The following is a 20,789-nucleotide window of genomic DNA, read 5'->3' as shown; positions in this document are numbered from 1 at the left end:
GCGCCCGCGACCCCGCCCGGCGCGACGCCGCTCACAGCGCGTTCACGAGCGCGACCAGCCGCGCGATCGTCTCCTGCTTGCCCACGATCTGCATCGACTCGAACAGCGGCGGCGAGATGCGCCGCCCGGAGAGGGCCACCCGCAGCGGGCCGTAGGCCACGCGGGGCTTGAGCCCCATGCCCTCGATCAGCGCCGAGGCGAGCGCCTGCTGGATGGACTCGTGGTTCCATTCCGACTCGGGAATGTATTCCAGGGCGGTGATGGCCGCGTTCAGCACGAGCGCCGCGTTCTCGGGCAGCGTGGCCCGGGCGTCGTCGGCGTACTCCAGCTCGGCGCTCGTGACGAAGAACGACCCCAGCAGCGCCGGCGCCTCGCCGAGCAGCTGCATGCGCGTCTGCACCAGGGGCGCCACCTCGTCGAGAACATGCTGCTGCGCATCCGTCAACGGCGCCGTCACGATGCCGGCGGCCTCGAGGTAGGGCACCAGGCGCGCGGCGAAGTCGGCCGGTTCGAGCAGGCGGATGTGGTCGCCGTCGATCGACTCGGCCTTCTTCAGGTCGAACCGGGCCGGGTTCGGCAGCACGTCGACCACGTCGAAGGCCGCCACCATCTCCTCGAGCGAGAACACGTCGCGGTCGGGCGCGAGCGACCAGCCGAGCAGCGCCAGGTAGTTCACCAGGCCCTCGGGGATGAAGCCGCGGTCGCGGTGCAGGAACAGGTTCGACTCGGGGTCGCGCTTGGAGAGCTTCTTGTTGCCGTCGCCCATCACGTAGGGCAGGTGGCCGAAGCGCGGCACGAAGGTGGTGACGCCGATGTCGATCAGCGCGTGGTACAGCGCGATCTGGCGCGGGGTCGACGAGAGCAGGTCTTCGCCCCGCAGCACGTGGGTGATGCCCATCAGGGCGTCGTCGAGCGGGTTCACCAGCGTGTAGAGCGGATGCCCGTTCGGCCGCACGATCACGAAGTCGGTGAACGAGCCGGCCGGGAAGGTGATCTCGGCGCGCACCAGGTCGTCGAACGAGAGGTCGGTGTCGGGCACCCGCAGCCGGAGCGCGGGCTCGCGGCCCTCGGCGCGGAAGGCGGCCTTCTGCTCCTCGGTGAGGTCGCGGTCGAAGTTGTCGTAACCGAGCTGCTTGGCGCGGCCGGCGGCGTCGTTGCGGGCGTCGATCTCCTCGGCGTTGGAGTAGCTCTCGTAGACGTGGCCCGACTCGAGCAGCTGCGCGATCACCCCGCGGTAGATGTCGTAGCGCTCCGACTGACGGTAGGGGGCGTGCGGGCCGCCGATGCCGATCCCCTCGTCCCAGGTGAGGCCGAGCCAGGTGAGCGCGTCGACGATCTGCTCGTAGCTCTCCTCGGAGTCGCGGTTCGCATCCGTGTCCTCGATGCGGAAGATCAACTTGCCGCCCGTGTGCCGGGCGTAGGCCCAGTTGAACAGGGCCGTGCGCACGAGGCCCACGTGCGGGGTGCCGGTGGGGCTCGGGCAGAACCGCACCCGCACGTCGGAGCCCGACGCGGTGGTGAACGGATGCTCGGACGGGCTGAGGGGATGCGGTGACGTTGCGCTCATGACCCTCGCAATTCTAGAGGGCGCGGCCCCGGCGGCGCCTTGCACGCGCTGTGCGAACCGGCCGGGTGGTGTCAGGGTGGAACGGTGAGCCCTTCAACCACGAGCACTGCCCGCGATGCCAGCAAGAACCCCGTGTTCCGAGGGCTTGCCCGCAGCGGCTTCGCCATCAACGGGCTGCTGCACATCCTGATCGGCGGAATCGCGATCTCCGTCGCCCTCGCGGGCGGAGAGGGGGGCGAGGCCGACCAGTCGGGAGCGCTGCGGCAGGTGTCGGGGTCGCCGGGCGGCGCGTTCGTGCTGTGGGTGGCCGTGGTGGGGCTGTTCGCGCTCGGTGTCTGGCAGCTCGTGCAGCTTCCGCTGATCGACAAGGGCGACACCAAGAAGACCTGGGGGCGCCGCTTCGTCGAGGGAGCCAAGGGTGTGGTGTACCTGGCGATCGGTGCCACCGTGCTGACGTTCGCGCTCGGGGGTTCGTCGAGCTCGTCGGATTCGAGCCAGACGCTCAGCGCGCAGCTGCTGGCCACGCCGGGAGGCGTCTTCCTGCTGGTGGCGCTCGGTCTCGTGGTGCTGGGGATCGGCGTGGGGTTCGTGGCGATCGGTGTGCGCCGCGGCTTCACGAAGCAGATCACGGTACCCGCCGGGTCGGCCGGCCGGGCCGTGGTGGCGCTGGGGGTGGTGGGCTATGTGGCCAAGGGCATCGCGCTCGGGGTGGTGGGGGTGCTCTTCGTGGTGGCCGCCGCGACCTTCGACCCTGAGAAGGCCTCCGGACTCGACGGTGCGCTGAAGCGTCTGGCCGACCTGCCCTACGGGGTCGCCATCCTGGTGGCGGTGGGCGTGGGCTTCATCGCCTACGGCATCTTCCAGATCGCCCGCGCGAAGCTCGCCCGCCTCGACCGCTGACCCACCCGCCCGGCGAGCCGTCCACCGAGCCCACCCACCGACCCGCCCGGCGAGCCGTCGCAAACCGCCCTTCGGGGGCTCGCAAAGGGCGATCTGCGACGACTCGACGCAGGGCGGCGCGCGTGAGGGGTGTCAGGCGGCGTTGCGGAGCGACTTGAGGCGCGCGAGCACCTCGGGGGCCGAGCGGTCGAGCAGGGCGCCGCCCGAGCGCAGGCCCACCACGAGCAGCACTCCCCCGAGCCCCACGCCCACCACGAGCGTGAGCCAGCCGAGCAGCGACGAGTCGAACACCAGGCTGAGCACCGCCAGGATGACCGCGGGCAGCGCGAGCAGCAGCGCGACACCCCAGGTGGCGAAGCCCACGAGCGCCGTGGTGAAGCCCGCTCCTGGTGCCGACTTGAAGGGGTTGTCGCCCGCCTGCGGCACGGGGATGACCAGCCGCGCCGACGACACGCTCACCACCGCGAAGCCGCCGAGCAGCGCAGCCGCCGAGAGCCCCGCGAGCATCGGCAGCCGGTTCCACGAATCGGTCACCAGCACCGGGATGATCGTGCCGACCGCCACCAGCGGCACCGAGATGATGGCGAGCGCCGCCACCCGGCCCACCCGGTCGTCGATGCCCCGCACGCCGTCGGCCACGTGGGTGGCGAAGGCGGTGCCGTCGTAGGAGAGGTCGGCGTAGAGCGCGATGCCGAGGAAGAACGCGATGATCGGGCCCGTGAGGGTGAACACGGCCTGGTTCGACCCGTTCGCCGAGTAGAACCACAGCAGCACCGGCACCAGCGGAACGGTGATGAGCTGCCGGGCGTACCGGGGATCGCGACGCCAGTAGGTGAGCGCCCGGGCCGCGATGGCACCCGCCGGCGTGGCCGGCAGCACGCCGAACAGCCCGGTCTTGCCCTTCGCGACGCGCTTGGTGCTGGTGGAGTGCGGGGACACCAGGGCCGCCGCGAGGCTGGCGCGCCACACCAGGAGCAGCACGGCGAGCGTCGCCAGCGAGATGCCGAGCTTCGCCAGGGCCGGCCCCCAGTCGCCGATGGCGATGTCGGCGGGCACGGCCCAGGGCGCACCGAACGGCGTCCAGCCCACCACACGGGCGAGGGCGGGCAGTTGGTCGATCGACGTCGCGAGGGAACGGCCGAGCCCGATGATGATCGGGCCGAGCAGCACGATCGGAACGAAGATCAGCACTCCCCCGAGCTCGCGGAACCGCCGCTTCGACTGCAGGGTGGTCGACAACGCCGCCATCGTGCGCGAACCCACCACGCAGATCAGCAGGCCGATCAGGCCGGTGACCACGGCGGCGACCGCGGCGAGCGGCGAGCGGATCCAGGTGGCCGCGGTGGCGACGGCCGCGATGCCGGTCACGATTCCGGGAACGCCCAGCACGCCCGAGGCGGTCAGTCCGGCGAGCAGCGTGTTCAGCGGCAGCGGGAACACCACCAGCCGCGCCGGGTCGAGGGTCTGCTCGATGCCGAAGGCGAACAACGGCACGAGGATCCAGCCGAGGATCACGAGGGCGCCCGCGAGCACCACCGTGGTCGACGCGATCTCCACCGGCGCGAAGCCGAGGGCCACCAGCCCCGCGAGCACGCCCACGAGCAGTCCCAGCCCGTAGAGGCCGCCGATGATCACGGCCACCAGCTGCCAGGCGCTGCGCTTCAGCGAGTTGCGGAGGACCGCGAACCGCAGCCTTACGAGCGTCGCAACCATTCCGGTCCCTCCGCGTGGGTGCGTCCGCCGACGAGCTCGACGAAACGGTCCTCCAGGGTCGAGTCGCCGCGCACCTCGTCGACGGTGCCGGCCACGAGCACGGTGCCGTGCGCGACCACGGCCACGTGGTCGCACATCCGTTGCACCAGGTCCATCACGTGGCTGGAGACGATGACGGTGCCGCCGTTGTGCACGTAGCCGGTGAGGATGTCGCGGATGTTCGCCGCCGACACGGGGTCGACCGACTCGAACGGCTCGTCGAGCACCAGCAGCCGGGGCGCGTGCACGAGGGCGCAGGCGAGCGCGATCTTCTTGGTCATGCCCGCGGAGTAGTCGACCACGAGGGTGCCCGCGGCCTGCTCGAGGTCGAGCAGCTTGAGCAGGTCGGCCACCCGCTCGGCCACCTCGGCGCGCTCGAGGCCGAACAGCAGGCCGTTGTAGGTGACGAGCTGCTCACCGGTGAGCCGGTCGAACAGCTTCACGCCGTCGCTGAGGTTGCCGATCAGCGCCTTCGCCTTCAGCGGCTCGCGCCACATGTCCACGCCGTGCACCAGCGACTGGCCGGCGTCGGGCCGCAGCAGCCCGGTGGCCATCGAGAGCGTGGTGGTCTTGCCGGCGCCGTTCGGGCCGACCAGGCCGTAGAACGAACCGGTGGGAACGGTGAGACTCAGGCTGTCGACGGCCACCTTGTCGCCGAAGCGCTTGGTGAGCCCGGTGAGCTGCAGGGCGGCCTCACCGTCGGCCGCGGGCAGCGGCGTGGGCACGGGTACTGGTAGGTCGGACAAGAGTTCCCCCGGGGTCGTGTCGAACGGATGCACGTGCTGACACTCTGTCGAAGAACGGGCACCTCGACAACCGTCCTCGCCGCGCGGTTCGGGATCCGGATGGCGGCGGCCAGACGCTCTCGGAGGGGGCGTTCAGGATCGGGCGGTGCGCATCCGCCCGGCCTACGCTCGAAGGCATGGGCACCCCGAACCGCGGATCGACTATGGAGCGATGGCGTTCGCACCTGCTCTCCACCCTCTCGGGGCGGAGCGACGGCCGTCCGACGTGGGTCGACGCGATCGCCGAGGGCGACGACGTGGGGTTCTTCGGGCCCGGTTCGGCCTCCTGGGCCGTGCACGGCGGCATGGCGACGATGGTGGCCGGCATCCGGGCGCTGCTCATGCAGACCCTGCACCCGGGCGCGATGGCGGGCGTGCACGACTGGTCGCGCTACAAGGAGGACCCGCTCGGCCGCTTGACCGGCACCATCCGCTGGCTCGTCACCGTCACGTTCGCCGACACCGTCGTCGCCGAGCGCGAGTCAGGGCGGGTGGGGCACTTCCACGACCGCGTTCGCGGCGAGTACGTCGACGCGCGCGGCGAGACGGTGCCGTACTCGGCCGGCGATCCCGAGCTGCTGAGCTGGGTGCATGTGGTGTTCACCGACGCCTTCCTGTCGAGCCACCAGCTCTGGGGCGGCGCGCTGCCGGGCGGCGCAGACCGCTATGTCGAGGAGTGGGCGACGGCCGGCGAGCTGATCGGGGTGCAGAACGCGCCGCGTAGTGCTGCCGAGCTGCGCGACCAGCTCGAGGGCTTCCGGGCCGCGGGCGTGCTGAAGGGTGACGAGCGGGTGGCCGAGGCGGTGCGCTTCATCCGTCGGCCGCCGTTGGCGAAGGGCATGCTGCCGGCCTACCGCGTGATGTTCGCGGGCGCCGTGGCCTCGCTGCCGAAGGAGTACCGGCGGCTGCTCGGGCTCCGCCGGTCGCCGCTGCCGGTGATCTGGGCCACCGGGCGGGTGCTGGCGCTGGTGCGGAGGGTGATGGGGCCGGAGTCGTCGACGGAGCAGGCCGCGCTCACGCGCATCCGTCGCCTGCGGGCCGAAGGGCGCAGCACCGAGCCGCGGCGGTTCGGGCGGGAGACGCCGACGCCGGGTTGAGGGAGCGGGCTGCGCGGGGCCTGGCGGCCTGGCGGCCTGCGCGGGGCCTGGCGGCCTGGCGGCCTGGCCGCCTGGCGGCCTGCGTCTGGTTCAGGCCCACAGCGAGCTCGGCCCCACCCGGATGCTGAGCTCGTGACAACGCGACTCCCCCGGCGCGAGCACGGGCGCACCCGCGTGCGGGGCATCCCGATCGGGCCCGAAGATCGGGGCGGTCGCCGGCTCGATGCCGAGAGCCCACCGCCCCTTCGTGGGCAGCACCCACTGGTAGAGGTAGGGCAGGGTGGCGCGCGACCAGGCGATCTCGGCCCGCAGCCCGTCGGGCGAGGTGACGGATGCGCGAGCCATCTCCTCATCGCCCGCCACGGTGTGCGAGAACACGGCCTCGGTCACCTCGTCGCACGGTTCGGGCAGCACGGCGTGGTCGGGAACGGCATCGCAGGCCTCGCGGATGACGGTGGTCGCCTCCCCCACGTCCACCCGCGTCCCCGGCACCACGAGCGGCGCCCCGAGGTTGAGGTGGTAGAGCATCGGCACGGCGGCGTCGAGCCGGCCGACGTTGTGAACCACGTCGCGGATGCGCACCCGCGCCCGCCCCGCCCGGTCGACGTCGGAGACGATCCGGCGCTCGACCCTGAGGCTCGGGCCGAACAGCGCCACGGCCTCGACCGCGCCGTGCACGCGCACCTCGGCGCGGGGCTCCGCCCGGGCACGGCTCCGCACGTCGACGGCGGGGCGATGGCTGTAGCTGCCGTGCAGCCCGGCCGTGTCGGTGGCCGGGCCGACGTTGTCGACCCCGCAGGTCACGAGCAGGCCCCCGGTGAACCGCTGCACCCACGCCTCACCCGTGGGGTGATCGAGCGGGCGGGCATCCGTCACGGGCGAGGTCCACGACACCGGGATGCCGCCCACCGAGGCGCGCCCCAGGTCGAGCCCGCGGGCCGGCAGCACCTCGAGATCGAAGCCGCCGGCCACCCACGTCTCGATCACGCGGGCGTGGTCGGCCCCGCCCGGCAGCCCGAGGCGCTCGGTGGCGCGGGCGAGGGCGGTGCTCGAGGCGAGGAGGCCGCGGTGGTGCAGCGCGGCCAGGCGCGGGCCGAGGGCGGCGGGGGCCGGAGGGGCTGCGGGGCCGGGAGTGGCGCCGGTGGTCGGGGTGGGGGCGCCTGGGATCGGGGTGGGTTCGGACATCGGGGCTCTCCATCGAGTCGGGTGAGCCCATTCTGCCTGGCCACCGCCACCCGTGCCCGACCCGGCACTCAGCCCCTAGCGGACGGTACGGCCTGCACGGCCACACCACCAGGGGTCGGAGGCCGACATCGGTGCGACCCGGTAGAGTTCTGGTGACGCGCGGCCGACCGATTCGCGCAGCCAGATGAGGAGTTCCCCCGTGACGACCGTGGTGCTGTCCGAGAAGCCGAGCAAGACGCTGGCCACGCCCCTCAAGGGTGTCGTGTTCGTGCTGTTCTGGATCATCGCGCTCGCCCTGTGGATCGTGGCCCCGCACATGACCGACCCGCGCTGGGGCGCCTTCCTGATCGACTCGGGCATCGTGTTCGCCTCCGTCGGCTTCGCCGCCACGCAGGTGGGGCACGTGGTGCCGCTGCGCAACAGCCTCCTGGCGGGCGTCGCGGCCCTGGCCCTGTTCGCGCTCGGCGACTTCGGCGAGGTCACCGTCCTCAGCTACTTCCTGCGCATCATCGTGCCGTTGCTGGCCCTGTACGCCGCGCTCTTCGCCGTCGTGGCGCGCGTGAAGATCTGGTACAGCTGAGCCGTCGCACCACCCCCGGCACCGACGAAACGAAATCGTTCGGGCGTCGAAACACAGCCGTCACACGCCGCCCCTAGATTCGAGCCATGACCACGGCGCACGAACTCCAGGGCTTCTGCCAGTGGTTCTGCCTGCGCCGCCAGAGCGGTCACCACAACACCGCCGTCTTCTCGTTCAACTCCTGATCGCGCCCCGCGTCGAGGGAGCAGTCCGCCCACCGGGCGCCTGACCCTCCGCGGCCCCTCTCGCACAGGGCCCTCCCCGCAGGGCTTGTCCCTGTCGCGGGATTCGAGCGCCCACTGAACGACTCTTCCGACGGGGTACCCCCATGCGACTCGACGACGTCTGCATCGTGAACAGCGACGTGACCGCATCCGACGACTTCTACCGACTCGATGTCGGCCTTGAACGACGGATGCGCAACGTGCGGTTCGCCGATTTCGTGTTCGACAGCGGCCCACGGCTGGCCATGTGGCTGCGGCCGAGCATCGCCGAGACGGTGGGCGACGCCTACCCGACGGCGGCGGGACTGCCGTTCCGCGTGCGGATCGAACTGGCGGATGCACCGGACGGCGAGCGCCTCGCCACCGACCCCGACGGGTTCGTGACCGAGCTGGTCGCGGCACCCGGCGGCGTCTCGCGACTGTCGGAGGTGGAGCTCGCCGTCGGAGACGTCGAGCGCACCGCCGACTTCCTCGCGCGGCTCGGGTTCGAGCGCACGTCGCCCGGTGGGTCGCGGTTCGACGGGGACGGGGTGACGATCATCCTCACCCCCGTCGCCTCGCTGACGGAGTCACCGCGCGCGGAGTCGTTCTCACGGAACGGCGGGCACGTGATGCTCGCCGTCGAACTCGATTCGGGGGCGCGCGTCGACGAGCTGTACGACGAGCTGCGTTCACGGGGGCTCGAGGCCTCCGGGCCGCCCGCGGTCTACGAGTGGGGCGCCCGCTCCACGTACTTCGTCGACCCCGACGGCTACATCTGGGAGATCTACGCGTGGGTCGAGACCCCGCGCTGATCCCCCACCCCGGTTCCGTCACTTTCCGCCCTAAATCCACCCTTTTGGGGCCGAAATCGACGGATCTGGTCTTTATTTCCCGCACCACCCATTCAGGGAGCAATCATGATCCGTTCCACCCGACTCGGCGCCCTCGGCGCCGGCACCGCACTCGCCGCCCTCGTTCTGGCCGGATGCGCCTCCGCTCCGAGCGACGCGAGTGACGTCAGCGGCAGCGCATCCGGAACCGCCGCCGGCGATTTCCTGCCCTGCATCGTGAGCGACCAGGGCGGCTTCGACGACCAGTCGTTCAACCAGCTGGGCCTCGAGGGCGTCACCGACGCGGCCGAGACGCTCGGCACCGAGCACATCGACGTCCAGTCCGAGAGCGAGAGCGACTACGCGCCGAACATCGCGAGCCTCGTCGATCAGGGCTGCACCACCATCGTCACCATGGGCTACCTGCTCGCCGCCGCCACCGAGGAGGCCGCGACCGCCAACCCCGACGTGCACTTCATCATGGTGGACGACAACACCATCACCGCCGACAACGTGAAGCCCGTGGTGTGGGACACCTCGCAGGCCGGCTTCCTCGTGGGTTACGCGGCGGCCGACTACTCCACCACGGGCAAGGTGGGCACGTACGGCGGCGCCCAGATCCCGCCGGTGACCCTGTACATGGACGGCTTCGCCCGCGGTGTCGAGTACCACAACGCCCAGAAGGGCACCGATGTGAAGGTGATCGGCTGGAACGCCGACACCCAGGAGGGCCAGTTCACCGGCAACTTCAGCGACATCAACGCGGCCAAGGTGCTCTCGCAGGGCATCCTCGAGCAGGGCGTCGACGTGATCGTGCCGGTGGGCGGCCCGATCTACCAGGGGGCGGCGCAGGCCATCCGCGAGTCGACGACGCCGGTGGCGCTCGTGGGCGTCGACACCGACATGTACCTCAGCGACCCCGAGTACGACGACATCTGGTTCTCCTCGATCGCGCGCGACATGCCGAAGTCGATCTCCGAGGTCATCCAGGCCTCGGCGGCCGGTGACTTCACGAACGAGGAGTACGTGGGAACGCTCGACAACGGCGGTGTGCTGATGAGCCCGTTCCACGACTTCGAGTCGAAGGTGGCACCCACACTGCAGGGCGAGCTCGACGACATCCGGGCGGGCATCATCGCGGGCGACATCCCCATCGAGACCCCCTCGGCCCCGTAACCCCTCCCGCCCACACCGGATCCGTCACTTTTGGCCCCAAAAGGGCTGTTTTGGGGCCAAAAGTGACGGGTCTGGTTTTCTCCACGCTAGGGAGGCGCTTGTGCGCGAACTGATCTGCATCACCGACCCGGGGCAGGAGCAGGCCGTGGCGCTGCTCGCGATCCTCGCGTCGCCGAACGACTTCCACGTTCAGGCCATCGTGGCGAGCGCCGGCAACACCACCCTCGACCACACGGTCGAGAACGTGTTCAAGGTGCTCGAACTGGCCGGGCCGACGACGGATGCGCCGCACATCCCCGTGTACAAAGGCGCGCCCCGCCCGCTGCTGCGCCCGCTCGTCACCGCCGCCCACGTGCACGGCGAGACCGGGCTCGACGGCTACGACTTCCCACCCGTGCGCGGCAGGGCCGAGGAGGAGTCCGGGGTGGCCGCGATCATCCGCCTCTGCCGCGCCGCTCCCCCGGGCGGCATCACCATCGCCCAGTTCTCGAGCATGACCACGCTCGCCCTGGCCCTCACCGAGGCGCCCGACATCGCCGCGCACATCGATCAGATCGTGATGATGGCCGGCGCCTACTTCGAGGTGGGCAACATCACGCCCGCGGCCGAGTTCAACATCTACGTCGACCCGCACGCGGCGGCCATCGTGCTCGGCTCGGGCATCCGGATCGTGATGCTGCCGCTGGACGTCACCCATCAGCTCCGCAACACGCGTGCGAGGCTCGACGCGTTCTCGGCGCTCGGCACCGAGTGCGGTCGGGCGGTCGATCAGCTGCTCACCTTCTCAGAGACGTTCGACCTCGAGAAGTACGGCTGGGAGGGCGCACCCCTGCACGGACCGGTGGTGCCGCTCTACCTGCTGCGGCCCGAGCTCTTCCACGGCCGCGAGATCAACGCGCGGGTCGAGACCGGCAGCGAGCTGACGATGGGGATGCTCGTGGCCGACTGGTGGCAGATCACCGGCCTGCCCGCGAACGTGTTCTACGCCCGCGACGTGGATGCCGAGCCGTTCTACGCCGAGCTGACCGCCCGCATCGGGCGGCTCGGCCGGCAGGCGGGCTAGCGTTCCGGCATGCGCACCCTCTGGCAGAACGCCCTCGTGATCGCCCTCGACGAGGCACACGGGGCGACCCCGTTCCGCGGCGACGTGCTGATCGACGGACCCGACATCGTGGCGGTGACGCCGGTGGTCGAGCGATCCGCCGCCCGTGAGCCCGGAGACCGGGCGGCGGACGGAGACGGCACGACCGTCGTCGACGCGTCCCACCTGCTCATCGCTCCCGGCCTCGTGAACGCCCACACGCACTCCTGGGAGATCGTGCTGCGCGGCACGAGCGCGCCGCTCCCGCTCGAGATCTGGACCCTGCTGAGCTGGCCGCCGACCGGGGTCGCACCGGCATCCGACCGGCTGGTGTACCTGCGCACCGTCGTCGCCGCCATCGAGTCGCTGCGGGGCGGTGCCACCACGCTGCTCGACGACACCGGCGAGCTGCCGGCGCAGTCACCCGGGGCCATCGACGCGGTGTTCCGCGGGTACGACCACACGGGCCTCCGCGCCACCTGCACGGGCACCGGCATCGACGTGGCCCTGGTCGACCGACTGCCCTTCGCCGACGAGGTGCTGCCCGCCGCCCTGCTCGCCGCCAGCCGCGGCTCGATGCCGCGGAGCCAGGTGGTGCAGCAGGCGTTCTTCGACTTCAGCGACCGCGCCCGGATGCTCGCCGTGCAGTATCCGCGCATCCGGTACGCGCTCTCGCCCAGCGCACCGCAACGGGTGACCGACGCCTTCCTCGTGCGGGCGGCCGAATCGGCCCGCGAGCACGGCGAGGTGCTGCACACGCACCTGCTCGAGACGAAGCTGCAGCAGACCCTCGCCCGCACCCGCTACGCCGGACGCACGGTCGTGGAGCACCTGGACGACCTCGGGGTGCTCGACATCCTCGGATCGAGCCTCACCGCCGCACACGGCGTGTGGCTCACGCCCCACGACCTCGAGCTGCTGGCGGCCTCGGGGGCGACGATCGCGCACAACCCGCTCTCGAACCTCAAGCTCGGCTCGGGAACCCTGCCCTGGCGGGCGATGCACGACGCCGGGGTGCGGGTGGCACTCGGCACCGACGGCGCGTCGAGCAACGACTCGATGCGCATGCTCGACGTGGTGAAGCAGGCGGCGCTCGCCCACACGCTCACCGACCCCGACTACCGCACCTGGCCCGTGGTGCCCGAGGTGCTGCAGGCCGCCACCGTCTCGGGAGCGCGCGCCGCCGGCTGGGGCGACCGCGCCGGCTCCCTCACCCCCGGGCTCGCCGCCGACCTCGTACTGTACGACCTCACCGCCACCACGAACTTCACACCCCTGAACGACGCCGCCCAGCAGCTGGTCTTCGCCGAGAACGGCGGCTCGATCGCCGAGGTGTGGGTGGAGGGCCGCTGCGTGCTGCGGGATGGCCGGAGCACGCTGGTGGACGAGCGGGCGCTGCTGGCCGAGTTCCGGGTGGAGGCGGCCGCGTACCTCGACGCACAGCTGCCGGCCTGGCGGCGGCTGCAGGAGGAACTCGAGCCAGCGGTGCGGCAGGCGTACTTACGGGCGTGGTCGGTGGAGGGTTAGGATCGTTCCCTGACCGAATCTGTTCGGTGTGGTCGGCCCTGCGCCCTGGCGCGGCCGATCCGAGGCTGGAAACCTCCGGCATCCCGCACCCGCATCGAAGCCCGGAGGTCACCTCTATGTCCACGCCCGCACCGTCCACGCCCGCACCGTCCACGCCCGCGTCATCCGTCTCCCCCCATCGCTGGTGGGCACTAGTCGTGCTCGCACTCACCCAGCTGGTGGTGGTGCTCGACGGCACCATCGTGAACATCGCCTTGCCGCAGGCCCAGCAGGAGCTCGGCCTCAGCGACGGCGAGCGCCAGTGGGTCGTCACGGCCTACGCCCTCGCCTTCGGTGCGCTGCTGCTGCTCGGCGGTCGCATCGCCGACTACTGGGGCCGAAAGCGCACCTACCTCGTGGGCATGCTCGGTTTCGGTGTGGCCTCCGCCTTCGGCGGCGTCGCCCAGAACGGCACCGAGCTCATCATCGCGCGCGGGCTGCAGGGCGTGTTCGCCGCCCTGCTCGCCCCGGCCGCTCTGGCCCTGCTCACCGTCACCTTCCCCGGTGGCCGCGAGCGCAACACCGCGTTCGCCGTGTTCGGCACGGTCGCGGGTGCCGGTGCCGCCGTGGGTCTCGTGCTCGGCGGCGTGCTGACCGAGTTCGCCGACTGGCGCTGGTGCCTGCTGGTGAACGTGTTCTTCGTGATCGTGGGGCTCATCGGCGGCATGCTGCTGGTGAAGGAGTCCAAGGCCGAGGGTGACAACCGCTACGACCTGCTCGGCGCCGTCACCGTCACCCTCGGGCTCGGCGCGCTGGTGTACGGGTTCAGCCTCGCCGAGGGCGGCTGGGGTCAGATCCAGACCATCGGCTTCCTCGCGCTGGGTGTGGGCCTGCTCGTGCTCTTCGTCGTGATCGAGCGTCGCGTGGCCCAGCCGCTGCTGCCGCTGCGCATCGTCACGAACCGGGTGCGCGGCGGGGCCTTCCTCGTGCAGGCCATCGTGGGTAGCGTGATGATCGGGGCGATGCTGTATCTGGCGTTCCACCTGCAGATCGTGCTCGGGATGGACCCGCTGCCCGCGGGTCTCGCCAGCCTGCCGATGACGCTCGTGATCATGGTGGTGGCGCCGATCGCCACGAAGCTGCTGCCCGTGATCGGCCCGCGTCCGCTGATGATCGGCGGGCCGCTGATCGCCGCGGTCGGCCTCGTGTACCTCAGCCGCATCACGGCCGACGGCTCGTACCTCGTGCAGGTGCTGCCGGCGCTGATCGTGCTGGGCATCGGCATGGCGATGATCTTCGTGCCCCTGCAGAACCTCGCACTCGCGGGCGTGGCGCCGCACGACGCGGGCGCCGCCTCGGCCACCGCGAACTCGGCCATGCAGATCGGCGGGTCGATCGGCCTGTCGGTGTTCACGGCGCTCTACGCCTCGGCCGTCGCGGGCTACGACGGCGGCGCGTCGCAGCTGGCCGCGTTCACGAGCGGGTACTCCGCGGCGTTCCTCGCGGCGGCGGTCGGACTGGTGCTGGCGTCGATCATCGCGGCCGTGCTCATCCGCGGCTCGAAGTCGGAGCTGCTGCCCCAGGGCGCCGACGCCGAGGCCGCGCTGCCCGTGCACTGACCCGCATCGCGCCCCCGGAATGATTCGACGGCCTCCGCCGCCACTATGGCGTCGGAGGCCGTCTTCTCATTCCGGACGAGACATCACACGCTCGTGGCGTCGCTCACTTCGCCCACGAGCTCCTCGATGATGTCCTCGAGGAAGAGCACCCCCGTCACCTCGCCCGCCGTCGTGAGCGAGCGCGCCACGTGCGATCCGCGGCGGCGCATGCCCTCCAGCGCGTCCTCGAGGTCGGCGTCGCGCGCCACCGAGGTGAGCCGACGGATGCGCTTGGCCGGCACCGGCGCGTCGAACGCGTCGCCCGCCAGGTCCATCACGTCTTTCAGGTGCAGGTAGCCCGCGGGCTCGCCCTGCTCGTCGGTGAGGATGTAGCGCGAGAAGCCGTGCGAGGCCACCGCCCGCTGGATGTCGCGCGGCGTCGATCCGGCGGCCAGCAGCACCATCTCGCTGATCGGCACCTCCACGTCGCGCACCTTCTTGGTGGTGAACTCGAACGCGGCGGTCAACGTGCCCGACGCATCCGTCAGCACCCCCTCACGGGTCGACTGGGCGACGATCGACGCCACCTCGTCGAGCGTGTAGGCGCTGGTGGCCTCGTCTTTCGGCTCCACCCGGAAGGCGCGCAGAATGAGGTTGGCCAGCCCGTTGAGCGACCAGATCACCGGCCGCACCACCTTCGACACGAACACCAGCGGGGGCGCGAGCAGCAGCGCGGCGCGGTCGGGCACCGAGAAGCTGAGGTTCTTCGGCACCATCTCGCCGAACACCACGTGCAGGAAGGTGACCAGCACCAGCGCGATCACGAACGCCACCCCGCCGATGAGCTCCGTGCTGAGCGGCGTGAGCGCCAGCGGGTACTCCAGCAGGTGGTGGATGGCGGGTTCCGACACGTTCAGGATGACCAGCGAGCACACGGTGATGCCGAGCTGACTGGTGGCCAGCATGAGCGTGGCGTGCTCCATGGCCCAGAGCGTGGTCTTGGCTGCCTTGCTGCCCGCCTCGGCGCGCGGCTCGATCTGCGAGCGGCGGGCCGAGATCACGGCGAACTCCGCGCCCACGAAGAAGGCGTTGACCACGAGCAGCACCACGAGCCACACGATTCCGGGAACGATGTCGCTCATCGGTTCTCCTCCACTCGGTCGGCCAGGCCCGCTCCGGATGCCGCGCCGCCCAGGGGCAGCGCGCTGTCGTCGGGCAGGAAACGCAGCCGGTCGAGCCGCAGCCCGTCGACCCGCTCCACCCGCAGGGTGCCGCCGTCGATCGCGATCTCGTCGCCGAGCTCGGGCAGCCGGTCGAGCTCGTCGATCACGTAGCCGGCCACGGTCTCGTGGTCGTCGTTCGCCGGAACGTGGATGCCGGTGCGACCCTCGAGCTCGTCGGGCCGGAGGCTCGCGTCGAAGGTGATCGAGCGCCCCGAGCGCACGATGCCGGCGCGGGTGCGGTCGTGCTCGTCCTCGAGCTCGCCCACGAGCTCCTCGACGAGGTCTTCGAGGGTGACGATGCCCGCGGTGCCTCCGTGCTCATCCGTGGCCACCGCGATCTGGTAGCCGTTGCGGCGGAGGAGCCCGAGCAGGGTGTCGATGCCCATCGACTCGGGAACGAACAGCGGATCGACCATCAATTCGCCCACCGAGACGCTCGAACGGGCATCCGGATCGATGGCGAAGCCCTGCTTCACGTGCACGACGCCCACGATGTCGTCGACGCTCGTGCCCGCGACGGGGAAGCGCGAGAAACCGGTGCGCTGCGCGAGCGCCACCACGTCGGCGGCGGTGTCGGCCGGGGTGACGGTGGCCATGCGCACGCGCGGTGTGATCACGTCGGCGGCCTCGCGCTCGGAGAAGGTGAGCGTGCGGCCGAGCAGGGTGGCGTGGTCGGTGTCGAGCAGGCCCTCCAGGGCCGAACGGCGCACGAGCGAGCTGAGCTCCTCGGCCGAGCGGGCACCCGAGAGCTCCTCCTTCGGCTCGATTCCCATCGCCCGGATGAGGGCGTTCGCGGTGTTGTTGAACAGCACGATCACCGGTTTGAACACCGTGGTGAAGGCGATCTGGAACGGCACCACGAGCTTCGCGGTGGCCAGCGGCAGCGCGAGCGCGAAGTTCTTGGGCACGAGCTCGCCGATCACCATCGAGAACAGCGTGGCGAGCAGGATGCCCACCACGGCGCCGACGCCCGGCACCACGGCCGCCGGCAGGCCGAGGCCGAGCAGGGGCTCCCGCAGCAGCGACGAGATGGCGGGCTCGAAGGTGTAGCCGGTGAGCAGCGTGGTGAGGGTGATGCCGAGCTGCGCGCCGGAGAGGTGCGTCGACGTGATGCGCAGGGCCGAGATGGTGGGAGCGAGCCGCTTCTCGCCGCGCGCCTGGCGCTGCTCGAGATCGTGCCGGTCGAGGTTGACGAGCGAGAACTCGCTCGCCACGAAGAGCCCGGTGCCGACGGTCAGCACGAGGCCGACGCCGAGCATGATCAACTCATACAAGGATGAGCCCCCTGCGAGTGATCACACGCGCGGCACCGGCATGGTGGTGGGCGCCGTGGTTCTGGTCGGCAAGGGGCACGGGTCTGTGATGGGGAGGGTCGTCCATGCCCGAAAGGGTACCGGATGCGGCTGGGCGAGTGCCCAGCCGGGCGTTCGGGGGCGGGTGACGGCCTCTCGGCGGCCGGGGCCCGCTCTCAGCGGCCATCCGGAATGATGGACGGGTGACCAGAACCGCGTTCTCCCCGCCCAGCGGCCCGGTCGAGGGCTTCCGCGACGGCGAGGTCGTGCGGGCACTCGGCATCCCCTATGCCACCGCCCGTCGGTTCGAGCCGCCGGCCCCCGCAGCCGACCGGCGCGACATCCTGCACGCGGTGACGCCGGCGCCGGCCTGCCCGCAGGCGCCCGTGCCCTTCCTCGACGCCGTGCTCGGCACGCGCCCCGGCGAGCTGCCGGGCGACGAGAACTGCCAGAACCTCTCGATCACGCTGCCGGGCGATCTCGCGCCGGACGAGACGGTGCCCGTGATGGTGTGGATCCACGGTGGCTCGTACACCTCGGGCGCCGGCGACCTGGCCATCATGGATCCGGCCCCGCTCGTGCGGGAGCAGCGCGTGATCGTGGTGTCGGTGACCTACCGGTTGGGCCTGTTCGGCTACCTCGCCTCGGGCGACCGGCCGGCGAACCTGGGGCTCCTCGATCAGATCGAGGCGCTGCGCTGGGTGCAGCGCAACATCGCCGCGTTCGGCGGCGACCCCGGTCGCGTCACGGCGTTCGGCGAGTCGGCGGGCGGCGACGCCGTGGCGCACATCATGGCCACCCCGGATGCGCCCGCGCTGTTCACCCGCGCCATCATCCAGAGCGCCCCGCTCGGCATCTCCCGCGGCCGGCACCGGATGAGCGCGGCCATGGGCCGCGCCGCCACCGTGGTGACCGACGACATGCCCGCCCTCGACGTGGTGGCGCTGCAGGAGCAGGTGACCGCGCCCGCGAAGCGCTACGGACTGCTCGGCGGCATGCCCTTCGGCACCCAGTACGGCCACGCCCCGCTGCCGTCGGAGCGTGAGATCGACGCCGCGTGGAACGCCACGGCGCCCTCGATCGAGGTGCTGATCGGCAACACGGCCGAGGAGGCGCGACTGTTCGTGGCCCGGGTTCCGGCGGCGGCGCGGCTCGCGGCGGTGCCTGTGCTCGGTGCGGCCGTGGTGTCTGGGCTCGTGCGGGCGCTCACCGGCATCGTGTACGGGCGGCCGGCGGCGCGCTTCGCCCGGCGGCACCGGCGCGCCGGCGGGGTGGCGCACCGGTACCGCATCACGTGGGCGGCGCCGGGCAACGCCTACGGGTCGTGCCACACGATCGACCTGCCCCTGCTGTTCGGCACGGGGACGACGTGGTCGCGCGCCGCGCTCGTGGCGGGCGCGACGGAGTCGTCGCTCGCCGAGGCCGGCCGCGGGGTGCGTCAGGTCTGGGGCGACTTCGCGCACGGGCGACTGGCCGCCGCAGGCGCTGTGCCCGGCACCCTCACCCACCACCGCCTCTGAACACCAGATCCGTCACTTTCCGCCCTATAGGGCTCGTTTTGGGGCGGAAAGTGACGGGTCTGGTCTGCCGACGCCTGTGGCGCGCGGCGGGAGCTCCCTAGGGGCGGCGGGCGCGCGGGAGCCCCGCGACCACGAGGTCGTAGGAGTTCACCACGAGGTCGAACACGAGCTCCCCGTCGGTCTCGGGCGTGAGCAGCACCGTCACCCAGTGGCGTTTGTTCATGTGGTACCCCGGCGTGATCCAGGAGTGGTCGCGCACGAGCGCCTCGCCGTGGTCGGGCGCGGCCTTCAGGGTGACGCTCTCGACCTCCGACTCCAGCGGCGTGATGGCGAACACCTTGCCCACCACCTTCGCCACGGCCGTCTCGGGGCCGAAGGGGCGCTCGTCGGTGGTGGCCGGCAGCGCGGCGCAGGCCTCGAGCACGTCGGCGCGACGGAGGATCTGCATGAGGCGAGGCTAGCGCCCGGCGCCGACACCGCGCATCCGGATGCCGGGCTGCCGCCAGGCCCCCGCCGCCGATGCACGCCCGCCCATGCCGCCGCCGGCGCGCACCGCCCGCCCACCCTCGCGCATCCGGATGCCCGCCGTTCACGTGCCGTTCTCCCCCGGGCGGTACCGTGGCGACCGTGACGCTGTTCAACGGCCGGACCGTTCCCGCCGAACTCGACGACCTGCTCGGCTACTCGGTGCTCGACGACGACGATGACGACCCGGTGCTCGTGCGCACCGACGGCGCCCCCGTCGACACCTGGCGCGAGGGCTACCCCTACGACGAGCGGATGGACCGCGCCGAGTACGAGGCCGGCAAACGCCTGCTGCAGATCGAGCTGCTGAAACTGCAGAACTGGTTCAAGCAGAACGGCGAGCGACTCGTGATCGTGTTCGAGGGCCGCGACGCCGCCGGCAAGGGCGGCACGATCAAGCGCTTCATGGAGCACCTCAACCCCCGCGGAGCCCGCGTGGTGGCACTCGAGAAGCCCACCGAGCGCGAGTCGGGGCAGTGGTACTTCCAGCGCTACGTGCAGCATCTGCCGGCCGCCGGCGAGATGGTGCTGTTCGACCGCTCCTGGTACAACCGGGCCGGCGTCGAGCGCGTGATGGGATTCTGCACCGACGAGCAGTACGACGAGTTCATGCGCCAGGCGCCGCTGTTCGAGAGCATGCTCACGGGCGACGGCATCCACCTGGTGAAGCTGTGGTTCTCGGTGTCGGCCGAGGAGCAGCGCACCCGCTTCGCCATCCGCATGGTCGACCCGGTTCGGCAGTGGAAGCTCTCTCCGATGGACCTCGAGTCGCTGGACAAGTGGAACCGCTACACCGAGGCCAAGGAGGCCATGTTCGCGGCCACCGACACCCCCGACGCCCGCTGGACCGTGGTGAAGAGCAACGACAAGAAGCGCGCCCGCCTCGAGGCCATGCGGTACGTGCTCGACCTGTTCGACTACGACGGGAAGGACGAGTCGATCGTGGGCCGGCCCGACCCGCTGATCGTGGGCTCGGCGGCCGACGTGTACGAGCGCGGCGAGAACCACGGGGCACGATGACCCCCCAGGTGCACGTGCGCTGGGTGCCGCTGGCCCTCGGCGACGACGTCGACGACGGGTTCTCGGCACTCCTGCCCCGGCTCACCGCCGACGAACGGATGCGCGCCGAGACAACGTCCGACCCGGCCGCAGCGGCCCGCTTCGTGTACGGCCGCATCGCCGTCCGGCACCTGGCGGCCGAGCTCGCACCGCCGGCCGCGGGTGGCGAGCCGCTCACCGCCGACGACGTCACGGTGTGGGCGCTCTGCCCCGACTGCGGCGGGCCGCACGGCCGCCCGCAGGTCGACGTGCGAAAGCCCAAGGGCCGGTCGTTGAGCATCAGCATCGCCCACTGCCGGGCGGGGGTCGCGGTCGCGGCCAGCTGGTCGGGCATCGTGGGCATCGACGTCGAGCTGGCGGATGCGCCGGTGGATTCGATGGCGGCGATCGCAGCGCTGGTTCCGCCGGCCTCGCGCCCGGCCGGCACCGGCTGGGATCCCGTGCAGCACTGGACCCGGGTGGAGGCCGTGCTGAAGGCCGACGGTCGCGGCCTCCGGGTCGACCCGGCGGCCGTGCGGGTGCGCCGCGAGGCGGGCGCGCTGTCGGCGGTCATCGACGGCCCGCCGAACCCGGCGCTCGCGAGCGCACCCGGCGCGCCCCGCCGGGCCACCGACGTCGAGGCCCTCGCGGCGCCGACCTATGCCCTGGCCGACCTGCGGCTGGACACGGCCGTGCGCGCGAGCGTCGCCATCCTGCCCCGCAAGGCCACCCCGAGGCCCGCCGTGCCCGTGGTGACCTGGCGCCCCTTGCACCTCGCCCCCACCCCCTGACCCCGGCCTCGGGGGGGGGGGGGGGGGGGGGGGGGGGGGGGGGGGGGGGGGGGGGGGGGGGGGGGGGGGGGGGGGGGGGGGGGGGGGGGGGGGGGGGGGGGGGGGGGGGGGGGGGGGGGGGGGGGGGGGGGGGGGGG

The 20,789-nt window shown here is 71.8% G+C and carries 18 protein-coding genes; 11 read left to right on the top strand and 7 right to left on the bottom strand.

The window, feature by feature from the left end; genetic code table 11:
* Positions 1-31: 31 nt before the first annotated feature.
* Positions 32-1,567 (bottom strand): glutamate--tRNA ligase, encoded by a 1,536-nt coding sequence (gene gltX, locus ACEXOR_RS13570; RefSeq protein ID WP_374850219.1) that lies wholly within the window; start codon positions 1,565-1,567, stop codon positions 32-34.
* Between the two features lie 84 nt (positions 1,568-1,651).
* On the opposite strand from gltX, the gene ACEXOR_RS13565 reads away from it, so the two are divergent.
* Entirely contained in the window at positions 1,652-2,467 is an 816-nt protein-coding gene (locus ACEXOR_RS13565) for a DUF1206 domain-containing protein (protein WP_374850218.1), read from the top strand.
* Positions 2,468-2,599: 132 nt separating this feature from the next.
* Here ACEXOR_RS13565 and ACEXOR_RS13560 read toward each other — a convergent pair whose 3' ends face one another.
* Both ACEXOR_RS13560 and ACEXOR_RS13555 read right to left on the bottom strand, forming a co-directional pair.
* Positions 2,600-4,180: a transporter gene (locus tag ACEXOR_RS13560; protein ID WP_374850216.1), complete on the bottom strand. Its 1,581-nt coding sequence runs from the start codon at positions 4,178-4,180 to the stop codon at positions 2,600-2,602.
* Positions 4,162-4,944, bottom strand: a complete 783-nt coding sequence (locus ACEXOR_RS13555) for an ABC transporter ATP-binding protein (RefSeq protein WP_374850215.1) — start codon at positions 4,942-4,944, stop codon at positions 4,162-4,164. Before ACEXOR_RS13555 ends, ACEXOR_RS13560 begins: the two co-directional genes overlap by 19 nt.
* A 197-nt stretch (positions 4,945-5,141) precedes the next feature.
* Between ACEXOR_RS13555 and ACEXOR_RS13550 the strand changes: the two genes are divergently transcribed.
* Positions 5,142-6,101 carry an oxygenase MpaB family protein gene (locus ACEXOR_RS13550; RefSeq protein ID WP_374850214.1) on the top strand — a complete coding sequence of 320 codons (960 nt, stop codon included), beginning with the start codon at positions 5,142-5,144 and terminating at the stop codon, positions 6,099-6,101.
* Between the two features lie 90 nt (positions 6,102-6,191).
* Here the strand turns inward: ACEXOR_RS13550 and ACEXOR_RS13545 are convergent, their stop codons facing one another.
* Positions 6,192-7,286 (bottom strand): DUF4432 family protein, encoded by a 1,095-nt coding sequence (locus tag ACEXOR_RS13545; RefSeq protein WP_374850212.1) that lies wholly within the window; start codon positions 7,284-7,286, stop codon positions 6,192-6,194.
* Positions 7,287-7,485: 199 nt separating this feature from the next.
* On the opposite strand from ACEXOR_RS13545, the gene ACEXOR_RS13540 reads away from it, so the two are divergent.
* From ACEXOR_RS13540 to ACEXOR_RS13515, 6 genes are all read left to right on the top strand, one after another.
* Complete coding sequence (locus ACEXOR_RS13540; protein ID WP_374850211.1) at positions 7,486-7,866, top strand: hypothetical protein; 381 nt, start codon at positions 7,486-7,488, stop codon at positions 7,864-7,866.
* A 328-nt stretch (positions 7,867-8,194) separates the two neighbouring features.
* Complete coding sequence (locus ACEXOR_RS13535) at positions 8,195-8,884, top strand: VOC family protein (RefSeq protein ID WP_374850210.1); 690 nt, start codon at positions 8,195-8,197, stop codon at positions 8,882-8,884.
* A 105-nt stretch (positions 8,885-8,989) separates the two neighbouring features.
* Positions 8,990-10,078: a BMP family lipoprotein gene (locus tag ACEXOR_RS13530; protein WP_374850209.1), complete on the top strand. Its 1,089-nt coding sequence runs from the start codon at positions 8,990-8,992 to the stop codon at positions 10,076-10,078.
* A gap of 100 nt (positions 10,079-10,178) precedes the next feature.
* Positions 10,179-11,141, top strand: a complete 963-nt coding sequence (locus ACEXOR_RS13525) for a nucleoside hydrolase (RefSeq protein ID WP_374850208.1) — start codon at positions 10,179-10,181, stop codon at positions 11,139-11,141.
* A gap of 9 nt (positions 11,142-11,150) precedes the next feature.
* Positions 11,151-12,686 (top strand): amidohydrolase family protein, encoded by a 1,536-nt coding sequence (locus ACEXOR_RS13520; protein ID WP_374850207.1) that lies wholly within the window; start codon positions 11,151-11,153, stop codon positions 12,684-12,686.
* Positions 12,687-12,883: 197 nt separating this feature from the next.
* On the top strand, positions 12,884-14,284 hold the full coding sequence (locus ACEXOR_RS13515) for an MFS transporter (protein WP_374850206.1): 1,401 nt from the start codon (positions 12,884-12,886) through the stop codon (positions 14,282-14,284).
* An 83-nt stretch (positions 14,285-14,367) separates the two neighbouring features.
* Here the strand turns inward: ACEXOR_RS13515 and ACEXOR_RS13510 are convergent, their stop codons facing one another.
* Together ACEXOR_RS13510 and ACEXOR_RS13505 are read right to left on the bottom strand one after the other, a co-directional pair.
* Entirely contained in the window at positions 14,368-15,405 is a 1,038-nt protein-coding gene (locus ACEXOR_RS13510; RefSeq protein ID WP_374850205.1) for a hemolysin family protein, read from the bottom strand.
* Positions 15,402-16,760, bottom strand: a complete 1,359-nt coding sequence (locus ACEXOR_RS13505) for a hemolysin family protein (RefSeq protein ID WP_374850204.1) — start codon at positions 16,758-16,760, stop codon at positions 15,402-15,404. The genes ACEXOR_RS13510 and ACEXOR_RS13505 overlap by 4 nt, the downstream gene beginning before the upstream one ends.
* Before the next feature lie 221 nt (positions 16,761-16,981).
* On the opposite strand from ACEXOR_RS13505, the gene ACEXOR_RS13500 reads away from it, so the two are divergent.
* Entirely contained in the window at positions 16,982-18,298 is a 1,317-nt protein-coding gene (locus ACEXOR_RS13500) for a carboxylesterase family protein (RefSeq protein WP_374850203.1), read from the top strand.
* A 97-nt stretch (positions 18,299-18,395) separates the two neighbouring features.
* Here ACEXOR_RS13500 and ACEXOR_RS13495 read toward each other — a convergent pair whose 3' ends face one another.
* Positions 18,396-18,746 carry an MmcQ/YjbR family DNA-binding protein gene (locus ACEXOR_RS13495; protein ID WP_374850202.1) on the bottom strand — a complete coding sequence of 117 codons (351 nt, stop codon included), beginning with the start codon at positions 18,744-18,746 and terminating at the stop codon, positions 18,396-18,398.
* Positions 18,747-18,925: 179 nt separating this feature from the next.
* Between ACEXOR_RS13495 and ppk2 the strand changes: the two genes are divergently transcribed.
* Both ppk2 and ACEXOR_RS13485 read left to right on the top strand, forming a co-directional pair.
* Positions 18,926-19,843, top strand: coding sequence for a polyphosphate kinase 2 (ppk2, locus tag ACEXOR_RS13490; protein ID WP_374850201.1), 918 nt, complete (start codon positions 18,926-18,928; stop codon positions 19,841-19,843).
* Positions 19,840-20,652: a 4'-phosphopantetheinyl transferase family protein gene (locus ACEXOR_RS13485; protein WP_374850199.1), complete on the top strand. Its 813-nt coding sequence runs from the start codon at positions 19,840-19,842 to the stop codon at positions 20,650-20,652. The genes ppk2 and ACEXOR_RS13485 overlap by 4 nt, the downstream gene beginning before the upstream one ends.
* Positions 20,653-20,789 lie beyond the last annotated feature (137 nt).

Origin of the sequence: Herbiconiux liangxiaofengii (assembly GCF_041927335.1) — a bacterium.
GTDB lineage: Bacteria > Actinomycetota > Actinomycetes > Actinomycetales > Microbacteriaceae > Herbiconiux > Herbiconiux liangxiaofengii.
This window is presented reverse-complemented; position numbering and strand designations above follow the sequence as displayed.